This window comes from Bacterioplanoides sp. SCSIO 12839 (assembly GCF_024397975.1).
In the GTDB taxonomy this organism is placed as follows: Bacteria; Pseudomonadota; Gammaproteobacteria; order Pseudomonadales; family Oceanobacteraceae; genus Bacterioplanoides.
Genome location: NZ_CP073745.1, coordinates 2,444,591 through 2,456,775 on the forward strand (window position 1 = coordinate 2,444,591; position 12,185 = coordinate 2,456,775).

A 12,185-nucleotide genomic window follows, 5' to 3' on the forward strand; every position below is an offset into this window, starting at 1 on the left:
TAATGAGCAAGAGCTGATATTCACTTAATTGTCTTTATGGCTCAAAACGTACATCACTGACAACTTCTTGATAATAACCATCAGTAAGACCACTTTTTAATGCCTCATCCAAGCGCCCTTCTCGTTTGCGGGAGAAGGTCAAATCCATGGTGCAACCCCGGTCATAATCTTCATCACCAATCACCGCTTGGATATCCAGCACATACTGGCCATCATCTTCCGTGGTGATTTCTGCAGTGCGATCCAATACTAAGCCTGCAGCCTGAGTCGAACATCGATAACGCTGAGTAATCGTCATACCTGCGGAATCACTTTCGTTGGCAGTCCAAACTAAAATATATTTGCCTAATAACAGAGAGATCGTCTCATCAGAGGTGGGCTGCAATGCTTCAACATAAGCAGGAATATTGATTACTGAAGCATCCGCATCTTCTTGACTATCGCGCTCCAGCGAGAAGATTAATTCAGAAGGCTTAACGTTATTTGCGATATTCTCAGTATGTGAGTAAATCACCGTGCCCAGTACTTCATTTTCGGTCAACGAATAACGTTGCTCGCCATTAACGACACTAATCGTGTCACCCCCTTCCAGTTTCAGGGAGTCGGAATCATGCTCAAAACGAGCTTCCATCCGATAATCGTGCTTACCGTCCCCCGCGTCAGTGACCACAACAGAATATTCGGCACGGATAGAATTCGTAGCAAAATCACTGGAGGACTCAGGGTCAGATGAACTGTTATCGCAAGCTGATAACAAAACAGCAGCGGAGGCAACGGAAAAAGCCAATAGTCGTTTATTTTCCTTTGAGAACCACATAGAACACTCCTTATTAAAAATACAGTTTGCAGGCTGACCAGCCAGACAATAAATTAGCGCCTTCATATTAACCGATTATGGGTGGTAAAACAGCTTGAGCCTGCATTCAACCAAAGCGGATGGACTTCTGATTATTGTTACCTTACTGGCCGCTATCAGCTGGATGTTTTCTAAAGAGGCATTAGCTGAGTTTCCGCCGCTGCTATTTATCGGCAGCCGTTTTTTGCTGGCCGGTTTGTTGTTAGCCGTCGTTGGCAGCCAATCTCTGCGGTTATTATCTGCACAACAATGGCGCTCTTCCGCTGCGGTTGGTGTATTTTTTGGTGTGGCCATGAGTTGCTGGATTATGGGGCTGTTTTATACCACCAGCCTGGGGGAAGGTTCTTTTATCACCAGCATGGCTGTCGTTTTTGTTGCACCACTATGCTTGCTGTTCTGGGGAGATAAACCACCCGCTTCAACCTGGGTTGCCCTGCCACTATCAATCACCGGACTGGCGTTATTAGCACTTGAGAATGGCTTCAACCCGGAAGCCAGCCAGCTGTTTTTCTTTATCGCCGCCACATTATTGGCTGTCACCTTTATTTTAAATGGGCGCGCTGCTGCCAACACACCAGCGTTAGCACTCAGTGCAATTCAGCTTTCCATCGTTGGTTTAATTGCGCTGCCGCTCTCATTGATAACCGAGACATGGCCATCAGCAGTGACCCAGAACATGGGGCTCTGGTTAACCTTGAGTGTCGTTGTGGGAACGTCGGCTCGCTTTTTACTGCAAACCTATGCTCAGGGGCTGACATCTCCCGCACACGCGGCAGTAATCATGATTCTGGAGCCAATATGGACCGCCAGCATTGCTGCTTTCTGGTTTGACGAGCGCATGAGCACACAACAATTACTCGGTTGTGCACTCATTTTCACATCACTTTTGGCCAATCGCTGGAACGCGGTTCGCACATTGTTTTGCCGATAACATAACCTGAATGGCGATAGTGATTAATCGGCTGGCAGATGGTCTTTGATGATTTCAAACAACTCAGGGCGCCCTTGCTGAATTTCTTCCGCGCTCAGACCTTCCAATGAATGCGGATATTTCAACCAGGAACTGGTCTCATGCACATAATAATCCGGGACACGATCCGTTTTGTTACGTTCAGGCTTGTAATACGGTACCGCGACACGAATATCATGCGGCGTATTCAAACGCGCACGGCGAGTCAGCTCATTAATGATTGCGTCGATGGACTTGCCCGTATCGAATACGTCATCAACAATCAGCAGGCTATCTTCATGGCGGATATTTTTCACCAGATAATTCAGACCAAACACCTGAACCGTTTTGGCCTGCTGATCAATACCCGCAGCATAAGAAGCGGTGCGGATTGAAATATTGTCGGTTTCGATGCCGTGATACGCCAGATATTCCTGAACGGCAATTCCCATCGGAGCACCACCCCGCCAAACAGCGATCATAAAGGTTGGACGAAAGCCACTTAACAGTACTTTTTCGGCCAGCCGGTAAGAGTCCTCCAGCAGACTTTGCCCTGTCAGGTAGAGTTTTTCGCTCATGGTGTGTTGCTCTCTGTTGCAATGGCTGTCGGGGTAGTTCGCAGTCGGGGTTCGTTGCAAGCCCGGCAGCCGATATCAAAAATCATTAGCTGACCGCATGGTCAGTCGTGTATCATACCTCTCTGGTTATCAAACTGCTAATGTGATTCAAGGATTTACGCCTTTATGTCCTCTGCGCAACATGCTCCTGCCACGTTATCGAAACGTTTTCTCGATGAAGAAGAGCTGATTAAAGATGCCTTTCGTTTAGGCGTATCGATTTTTGAAAGCGGCTTCCGCCCGACGTTTATTGTTGGCTTATGGCGAGGAGGCAGCTCGGTTGGCATTTATGTTCAAGAATGCTTACAGACATTAGGGGTTAAAACTGACCATATTGCCCTGCGTACGTCTTACCGTGGACAAACAGCTTATCAGGACATCATGGAATCACCGGAAGAGATCCGCGTGCATGGCACTCAATATCTGGTCGAAAACCTGAATGTTGATGATGGCTTATTAATTGTCGACGACGTGTTCAGTACCGGACATAACATTCAGGCAGTGATTAATCGCTTACAGGGCAAACTGAAACGTAATATGCCGTCACAAGTGAAAGTGGCAACGCTGTGGCAACGCCCGGATTATAACCGTACCGATATCAACCCGGATTTCTGCCTGCACCAAACCAATGACTGGCTGGTGTTCCCTTACGAGTTAAATGGCCTGACTCAGCAGGAAATTGAAGAACACAAAGCCTTTGTTGCACCGATGATTCATCCGGAATACATCAAGGGCACCTCTGAATAATTCCGCACAAAAAAGCCCGAGCCAGTGAATACTGGCCCGGGCTTTTTTGTGAACCCAACACTGATCAAAGCACACTACTTCATACGCAGCTCTGAAATAATGAAGGTGTCATACGATGGAGAGCAATCCCACTTAGCGTTTCTTTCTCCGCCCGATTCAGAGTTATCCCACTCCAAACCACAATTATTTGAGCGAACTGTTACTTCAGCAGAACCAAGCCCGGTGGTCGTCAGCGTCAGAGGATCTGAAGAACCACTGCAATCAAACTTGGCATTGCGCTCACCTCGCGACAAAGACCCATCCCACTCCAGTCCACAGCTGTCGTTGTGCGTCATGATTCGGCCATCAATGGAATAAGTACCATCACCGTTGTGGCGCGGCTGACTACTGGCCATAAAGGTCATGGCATCACCATTGGAACGACAATCAAATTTAGCATTGCGCTCACCACCGGACAACGAACCATCCCATTCCAGGCTGCAGTGATTATCTTTGGCACGGATCTTCATGTCGTATTGGTTACCCGAACGCATGGTCTGAAGCAGTGATGGAATGGCAGAAGCCGGATCACGTTCGCCCCATAACCAGATTTGGTTTGAACCACCATGAACACCCCACTGGCCAACCGTAGAACCATTGTCAGTACCATAAGCATCCAATGCGATCGCGTGATTCACTCGTGGACGCAATGAACCATCCACAAAGTCCCATTGCTGATTCACACTCGGCGCCCAACACCCCCAGGTGTGCACCAGACCACCGTTGTAGCGTTGCGCCGCATTATCAAGACAATACCCTGAATCTTTTCGACTATGCAGAAGACCCGTGTCGATATCGTACTTCCAGCGCTGCCACTCGACACCCGCACATCCCCAGGAAATCGCACCAGCACCGTTATAAGGATTGGTACCATCATGATCCAGGCATTGGCCTGATCGAGCATTCACCAGTTCGGCATAACCGGCGTTTTCAGATTGGATATCAATATGAGTGGCGCCATTGATGAGCACGTTATTGTTATTGTCATCGACGTAGTAACGTTCAATTGCCATATTGTTATCACGCACCGATGCTTTGACGTAAATACCGTTTAAAGCACCACCGGCAACAATGTTAGGCAAAGAATCCGGGCCCTTGGTGGCACCCGCTGGACGTTGAGTTGTGCGGTACCAGCCACCGCCTTGCCCGTAATGAATATGGCCACTGAAGATCGCCACAACGTTATAGCCCTCAAGGGCATTCCACATATCGGCTGCTTGCTGGTTTGACCAGGCGGCGTTATCGCCAATATCGCTATCAAAGGTATAGTGCATCACCAACACCACAGGCTTGCCAGATGGACCAACACGACTGGCCAGATCATCACGCAAGAAGTTCAGGCTGGAATAGGGCTCAACAAAGCTGGCCCAACTGGCATCGTGGTTACGGTTACCCCCAAAGTTACCCAGCTGAATAAAGTGCACGCCTTGCCAGTCCCAGGAATACACGCTGCCTTCTGAGTGCCAATTGACCTTAGTGCTGCGATTTCGTGAGCGAATATCGCTAATAATCCGGTCTTTATCGACACAATAAGACGTACCAAAAGTACAACCCGAAGCCTGAACCCAATCCGCTTCATGTTCATCATGATTGCCCTGGCCATCAAAAACATACTGTTTAAAAGGATCAATGGCATTCAGGTAAAACTTGTATTCGTCATTGGGGCGAGTGTTCTGAGTTAAATCCCCTGCCACCAGCAGACCTTTGCTGTGCGCTGGGTTACTCAGAATCTGATTACCAACAGCCGATAACGTTCGATCAGCCACGGCATTCCGGGAAAACGCAGCGTTGTCATATTGAGGGTCGGCAGTGATGAAAAAGTCAAAGTTTCGCGGCGCGGCTTGCAAGCTGGTCGCCAGAGCAACAACCGGCAGCAACATAAGTTTGGATAAGCGCATATCAGACCTATTTGTTTTTATAATTGATGTTTAAAACAAAGCCCGGATCAGCGAGTACTCATCCGGGCTTTTGCTTTTATACCGATCACATGGGCAAACGATCAGTTTGTGCCCGGAACAAAGTTCTGAGCAGCGTCACCGTTCGCGTGCCATAACCAAAGTGTTTGGCCATTGCTGGTGTCACCCATTTTCAGATCCAGCGCCAACTGGTGGTTCTTACGTGGGCGAATTGTACTGCCAACCCAGTCCCACTTCAGATTGATATGGTCTTCACAGGTCCACATCTGAACATTGGTGCCAGCGTCATTACCATGAGTACTGTCGAGGCACATATTCGGGTTGTGTTTATTGCGAATAAACCCAGTGTGTGGCTCGTAATACCATTTCTGCCAGGCAGCAGGCTCCCAGCACTGATGCACAAACACATTGGTACCATCTTTGTGGTTTGCCAGGTCCTGAGCGTTAGCATCCATGCACACACCTTTGACTTTTAGCTCGCGGTAATCAGACGGTAACTTCACGCCGTATAACGTCATGTCATCCCAGGAAGGAGCACAATCAAACTTGGCATTACGTTCACCATTACCATCCGTGTCACCACCGTTCCACTCAAGGCCACAATTGTTGTCAGAAGTGATATGAACACGCTGACTTGAACCATTTGAGGTGCTGGTTATCGTCAATGGATCAGCAGAACCGGAACAATCGAACTTAGCATTGCGTTCGCCACCTGATTCAGAACCATCCCATTCCAGGCCACATAAGTGACCACCGGCCCAGGACTTAATCACACCATGAATAGCAGTATTGCCGTTACCATCAACATAAGCCGGGGCGTCCGCAATAAAAATCATTGGGTCGCCTTTATTCAGGCAGTCGAATTTAGCATTACGCTCTCCGCCACCAATATCGCCACCTTGCCATTGCAACTCGCAATTATTTTGCACGGCACGCATATAGAACTCGTATTTGAGACCCGGTTGCAGGCCTTTCAGAGTCACTGTGCCGTCACCATAGTCCACGCTGTGTTGTGGCGTTTTCCAAAGGCCTTCTTCCGCATCGTCGTAATAACTCAGCCAAACATGATCAACACCCGCAGCCGTTTTCGCTTGCTTCAGCCACTCGTTTTGCTGGCTATTGGTTGGTACGGCAAATTGCCACTGACTGCCCATTGCCTGACAAGCAGCTTGCCCATTGGCTGGCGTATTGGCATTGCTGGCCGTTGAAACCGTCCAGTTCTTACCATCGCTGGTTTTACAGGCAAAACGCAGGCTGTCACCACAAGCACGATCGTTAAATCGACCATTGGCCCAGGACTCAGCACAGTCTTCATTATTCCAGTTATCCGGTTGGTTGTTATCCCAGCTCCAGACAGACGCACGCAGACGCGCATCACCAATGGTAATTTCATCCAGTGCTAATGCGCCAATACCACAGCGTCCTGCCTTGGCAGCCAGATTCGCATCAATACGAGGACCCGGATCACCAAACGCCGCGCTCAGATTGGTGGCGTCTTCCCAGATACGGTGAGCGCCATCTTGCATGCTACTATTCGCAAGACAATCGGCTTCACTGCGATCCAGAATCGCCTGGGTTCCACCAGACACCCAGTTGTGGATACTGTTCCAGGAATAGCCGGTCCAGGGGCCACGGTTAGAGCAACTGCTGCCCATGATGACCACCTGTTTGCCCGCTTTCAGCACGTCTTCTTCAGAGGTGGTTCTGACCATATTACTGAAGTTGTCGCACTGGCCTGCAGGTTGTTTGTAGATTAAGTCATCAATCGAAGCGACCGCTTTCACCAACTCGCCATCATTACCTTCGGCGTCATCCTGGAAATACAACACCACGACTTCTTTCGGGTTCTTACGCAACCAGCGGTTTACCTCTTCAACCCCTTCGTGCAAATAACGCTCAAGACCACTGCAGCCAACATCGTTATCACCGGCATGACACATCAATAACGCATTGCCACCCGGAAGGTCTTTTGTCTGCCATACCCAGTGATAATCCATTTCAATGGTGCGAACGCCCAGATCCAGCATTTCAGTAATGGATAACGAATGATTCGGGTCGATATGAACAATCGCACTGTAAGCACTGCTGTTATAGGCGTTATGTGCCATCACCTGAAACCCTTGGGACAAAGGTGTCGCGTTATCCAGTAAATTCTGATGACTCAGTGCCCGGTATTCCCAGCTTTGCTGATGATTACCGATGGCGGTGTTATCGATATCCGCATTGGCCGGAGCACCACTCATGGCATGACCATAAGTGGACAACATCAATCCGGATGCCACCGAAAGTAAGGTTTTTTTCATCATGACCTTCCTGTTACATTTTTATTGTTATTCGTATTTATCTATTCAGTGTTAAGGAGCGTTTTTAACGACCCCATGACCATTTTTGGTTTTCACCACCATGAACAGTCCACTGTCCAACCGCACTGTTGTTGTCAGTTCCATAGGCATCCAGAGCAACCCCCTGGTTCGCTCGAGGGCGCAGCGATTCGCCAACAAAGTCCCATTGTTGATTCACACTGCCTTCAACACACTGCCACATATGTACGCCGCCACCGGCATAACGCTGACCTTTATTATCGAGACAAAAATCCGGATTCGCTTTATTCCGCAACAGCCCGGTTGTCGCGTTGTATTGCCACTTTTGCCAGTCAACATCAGCACAATCGTAAATCACAGCAGCCGAGCCATTGGTTGGTGACGTACCCGGAAAATCCAGACACTTGCCACTGCGACCATCTTTTAACTGACGGAATAACACACTCATAGGGTCTACTGCCGGCGTATCAAACGTCAGTTCAGCTTCGATCGCAAAGTGATCCGATAAGTCGTATTTAGTAAATACACTGGCATCGATACTGCGAGGTACACGCACATCAGAAGATGCCTGCTGGGGTTGCAAATGAGCATTTGAAGTTAATACATAGTCAAGAAACTCAGGCCGGCCGTCGGTCCAGGCACTGACGTTACCATCGGCGGTGTAAGCATAGCTGCCAGCAACCTGCTGAACTTCAGAAGCATTAAGTGTGTTTAACATCGCCTGATGTTCGGCCGGGAAGTTGGTTTTATCCACGTTTAAATCGCCCGCAATAATCACAGCATCGCTGGCCGGGATGTTTTGCTGATCCATAAAGGCTTTCATTTCGCTGAACTGTTGTGCTCGTGTCGCTTGATTCTCAGCAGCCGTCCAGGCTTGGGTGTGTGAGCCAAAGACATGGTATTTCTGGCCCCCTTTATTAATTCGGGCATACACCACGCCTTTCGCAGCCAGGCAATCATCGGCATCACAATCTGAGAAAGTGATCTGATCTTCATGCTCGATTGGCCAACGGCTGACAATCAACACACCGCCATCTTCAATGGCTCCACTGCGGTCGACCACCTGTGTCTGGTACGGGTATTGACCCCGAATGCGATCCAGAAATGTCTCGCGGCGGTTATTTTCGAATAACTCAGAAAAAACAATAACGTCGTAGCCATCCAGCTGTTTGCTGATCTCTGTTAACCGATCACTGGTATCTTTTGCGACCAGACCCGGCAATAACGCCCAAACGTTATAAGCCAATACATTCAGCTGATTCGACAAACCCAGGGTTGGTGATTCAACATCCGGGTGAATCACATAATAGATATCATCTCCATTGACACGCGCACTTTCGGCTTTGAAGGCAACAGTCGATGGTTTACCAGCAAAATCCTGACGAACTGAATAAAGGCCGCGGTCATCGTACCAGTGAGAATTGCTGGTGCCGTGCCAGATATTGCTGAAGTTCCAGGTGCCTTTCAGCCTTTGCTGCAAAACGACAGAGCTGCCGTCTTCAGCCGTCACGGTTGTGTCGTAATAATAGGTTTTACCCCATTTGATACCCGTATCGCGATTCGTTTCGAGAAATCGAACCGTTGCATAAGGTGGCACACTAGTGGCCAGCTGCCACCAGTGCTCACCTTTCACCAACGGCGAACCCGACTGACGAATATCAAGCGCCAATGTTTTAGCCGTGTTGTTAGTAAGGTAAACGTAACTTTCAGCCTGAGCCTGAGCGGCAAAAGATACGATCAAGAAAGTCATAAACAGACGAAAAGCCGTCATAGTGAGAACCTGCTTAATTATTATTTTGGGACAACCGTACACTATAAGATTCTGATTTATTCGCCATTGGCCAAATGTGACAAAACACTGCCCTTTGGCGACATCCAGCCACTTACCGAAAACTCATACTTAATAATGAATAAAAATCACACAACAGCTGTCCGAAAATATCAATGTTTTGTCCGAGGCGAATCTGTTTAAACCGGCCATCTGACTGCATTCTGTTACCACACCAATTTCACACCTGCACGGGAGTAACAGCATGACCTCAGCCGATACCAGTCACTCTATCTACGATCAGCTCAACGCTTCTCTTGGCGCGATGCGAAAATCTTACAATTGCACTCCGGATACGTCATACGATGAGCGCATCTCTCGATTAAAGAGATTGCATACCGGACTACTGGAATATAAAGATCGCTTAGTCAGCGCTGTAAATCAGGACTTTTCTAACCGCGCCAGTGCGGAAACCATGATGATTGAAATTTTGCCGGTTCTGGAAGGCATTCGGTATAACAAAAAGAACCTGCGCAAATGGATGAAGCAATCTGATCGACATACCCCTCTCATGCTGATGGGGGCCAAAACCAAAGTTCACTACCAGCCGTTAGGTGTGGTTGGCATTGTCGTACCGTGGAATTTCCCGATATTTTTAGGCTTATCCCCACTGGTTGGAGCATTTGCGGCCGGTAATCGTGCCATGATCAAGACTTCGGAATTTGCACCGGAAACCGGCAAAGTTCTCGAGGAGATGCTGGGCAAACATTTTTCTGAGCACGAAGTGGTCGTGGTTAATGGCGGCGTTGAAGTCGCGACCGAATTTACCCGCTTAGCCTTCGACCACATTGTCTTTACCGGCTCAACTCAGGTTGGCCGGATTGTGATGCGTGCTGCTGCAGAGAACCTGCCCCCCGTGACATTGGAGTTAGGAGGAAAGTCACCTGCCATTATTCACGACAGTTTCCCAATCGAAGAAGCAGCTAAACGCATCGCTTTTGGTAAAGGCCTGAATGCCGGGCAAGTCTGTGTGTCACCGGATTATGTTTTAGTCCCCAAAAGTAAAGTCTCAGAATTTGCCGAGGCTTTCACCAGCAGTTTCAGCCAACATTACCCAACGCTCCGTGATAACCCGGATTACACCGCCATTATCACTGAACGTCAGCGCGATCGATTAGTGGATAACCTGAACGATGCCAAGCAAAAAGGGGCACTCATTCGAACCATTAATCCGGCGAATGAAAGTTTCGAAGGCACGCGAAAATTACCTATGCACCTGGTGACCAATGTCACTCCGGATATGCGTGTTTTCCAGGAAGAAATCTTTGGTCCGATTCTGCCCGTGATTCCCTACGACACACTCGACGATGCTATTGACTATGTGAACGAGCGCGACCGCCCACTGGCACTGTATTACTTTGACTGGGACAGCAACCGTGGTGAAAAAATATTAAAAAAAACCCATTCAGGTGGCGTCTGCATCAATGAGGTCATGACGCATACTGTGGTTGATGATATGCCATTTGGCGGCGTAGGCCCTTCAGGTATGGGGCATTATCACGGTAAAGAAGGCTTCCTGAACTTTTCTAAAGCCAAAGGCGTTGTGATCAAAGGGAAACTGGATGCCAATCATCTGATCGGTGCTCCGTGGAATAATAAATATTTCAATTTCTTTGTTAATTTCCAATTACGTCGCTTCAAAAAGTTCTGAGGTTGCACATGTTTAATTCCATCATGACACTTGCATTGCGCGCACTTGCTACGTTTTACCCCTCACAAAAACCGTTAATGTTTTCGGGCGCGCATTCAGCCATAAAACTGGCGGATTTTATGATTGATAGTGGCATTCAACGGCCGCTATTAATCACTGACCGTTTTTTATTAGACAACGGCATGTTGGATGGCCTGATAACTCATCTGAAAAAACGTGGTTGTGTTGTGACAACCTATGCCGACATTATTCCCAACCCGACCTTTGCAGTGATCGAATCTGGCTTAGCCAGCAGTAAAAAAAACCACTGTGACGCCGTGTTTGTCGTTGGCGGGGGGTCCGCTATTGATGCTGCCAAAGTCATAGCTGCAGCAAGCACCAATAAAAAACCACTGACTCAGTTAACCGGAATTTTAAAAGTCGACAACCCACTATTGCCATTCTATGCCGTACCAACCACATCAGGAACTGGCTCTGAAGTGACCAGTGCCGCAGTTATTTCTGACAGCGAAACACATAAAAAACAGTTTTTTGTTGATCCTAAATACATTCCAAAAGCCATTGCTCTGGATTCAGAATTATTAAAATCATTGCCGCCAGCCATAACAGCAGCAACCGGTATGGACGCTTTAACACACGCGATTGAAGCTTATACATCCAAAAATCATTTTGCCGACAGTGATCAGGATGCTGAAACGGCTATTCGCTTATTATTTCGCTTTTTGCCCGCCGCCTATCAAAATGGTGACGATATTTATGCGCGTGAGATGGTTGCTGTGGCATCGTTTCTTGCTGGTTACGCGTTTAATAAGGCTGGCCTGGGGTATGTGCATGCTATTTCTCACCAGATCAGCGCTCACTACAACACTGCCCATGGCTTAGCGAACGCTGTCATTCTGCCAAGGGTACTGCGTTTTAATCAGTCAAGCTGTCAAAAACGTTATGCCGCTCTTGAGCAATTATTAACCAACAATTCTGCCAGACAAAGCGTTACAACCACGACTGAAACCGATCAGGAACTGGCGCAACAATTTATCGCCAGGGTGGATCGGTTATCGGATGCACTGAATATCCCAGTGAACCTGACAGATCTGCAGCCAACAGATTTTAATGCCATTGCCCAACAAGCGATTGCTGAAGCACGGCGTTCGTATGCAGTTCCGCGGGTAATGAAAAAAGAACAGGCCACCGTCATCCTTAAATCGGTTCATAGCGGTAGTCGTCATCTTTGTTTTTCCTGATAACAAAACCAACAGGAGTT

At 48.2% G+C, this 12,185-nt stretch carries 9 protein-coding genes; 4 read left to right on the forward strand and 5 right to left on the reverse strand.

Annotated elements, in window-relative coordinates; translation table 11 throughout:
* Positions 1–34: 34 nt before the first annotated feature.
* Positions 35–817: a hypothetical protein gene (locus KFF03_RS11275; protein WP_255857020.1), complete on the reverse strand. Its 783-nt coding sequence runs from the start codon at positions 815–817 to the stop codon at positions 35–37.
* A gap of 94 nt (positions 818–911) precedes the next feature.
* On the opposite strand from KFF03_RS11275, the gene KFF03_RS11280 reads away from it, so the two are divergent.
* Positions 912–1,787: a DMT family transporter gene (locus tag KFF03_RS11280; RefSeq protein WP_255857021.1), complete on the forward strand. Its 876-nt coding sequence runs from the start codon at positions 912–914 to the stop codon at positions 1,785–1,787.
* 23 nt (positions 1,788–1,810) lie between these two features.
* On the opposite strand, the gene KFF03_RS11285 is transcribed toward KFF03_RS11280, so the two are convergent.
* On the reverse strand, positions 1,811–2,383 hold the full coding sequence (locus KFF03_RS11285; RefSeq protein WP_255857022.1) for a phosphoribosyltransferase: 573 nt from the start codon (positions 2,381–2,383) through the stop codon (positions 1,811–1,813).
* Positions 2,384–2,548: 165 nt separating this feature from the next.
* On the opposite strand from KFF03_RS11285, the gene KFF03_RS11290 reads away from it, so the two are divergent.
* The gene (locus KFF03_RS11290; protein WP_255857023.1) at positions 2,549–3,169 is read left to right on the forward strand and encodes a phosphoribosyltransferase; all 621 of its coding nucleotides are present in this window, start codon (positions 2,549–2,551) and stop codon (positions 3,167–3,169) included.
* Between the two features lie 74 nt (positions 3,170–3,243).
* Here the strand turns inward: KFF03_RS11290 and KFF03_RS11295 are convergent, their stop codons facing one another.
* The 3 genes from KFF03_RS11295 to KFF03_RS11305 all read right to left on the reverse strand — a co-directional run bounded on the left by KFF03_RS11295 (position 3,244) and on the right by KFF03_RS11305 (position 9,216).
* The gene (locus KFF03_RS11295; RefSeq protein WP_255857024.1) at positions 3,244–5,106 is read right to left on the reverse strand and encodes a ricin-type beta-trefoil lectin domain protein; all 1,863 of its coding nucleotides are present in this window, start codon (positions 5,104–5,106) and stop codon (positions 3,244–3,246) included.
* A 101-nt stretch (positions 5,107–5,207) separates the two neighbouring features.
* A complete protein-coding gene (locus tag KFF03_RS11300; protein WP_255857025.1) occupies positions 5,208–7,430 on the reverse strand; it encodes a ricin-type beta-trefoil lectin domain protein in 2,223 nt (740 codons plus the stop codon).
* A 61-nt stretch (positions 7,431–7,491) separates the two neighbouring features.
* On the reverse strand, positions 7,492–9,216 hold the full coding sequence (locus KFF03_RS11305) for a ricin-type beta-trefoil lectin domain protein (RefSeq protein WP_255857026.1): 1,725 nt from the start codon (positions 9,214–9,216) through the stop codon (positions 7,492–7,494).
* 262 nt (positions 9,217–9,478) lie between these two features.
* On the opposite strand from KFF03_RS11305, the gene KFF03_RS11310 reads away from it, so the two are divergent.
* Both KFF03_RS11310 and KFF03_RS11315 read left to right on the forward strand, forming a co-directional pair.
* Positions 9,479–10,924: a coniferyl aldehyde dehydrogenase gene (locus KFF03_RS11310; RefSeq protein WP_255857027.1), complete on the forward strand. Its 1,446-nt coding sequence runs from the start codon at positions 9,479–9,481 to the stop codon at positions 10,922–10,924.
* A gap of 8 nt (positions 10,925–10,932) precedes the next feature.
* On the forward strand, positions 10,933–12,165 hold the full coding sequence (locus tag KFF03_RS11315) for an iron-containing alcohol dehydrogenase (RefSeq protein ID WP_255857028.1): 1,233 nt from the start codon (positions 10,933–10,935) through the stop codon (positions 12,163–12,165).
* The last annotated feature ends 20 nt before the right edge of the window (positions 12,166–12,185 follow it).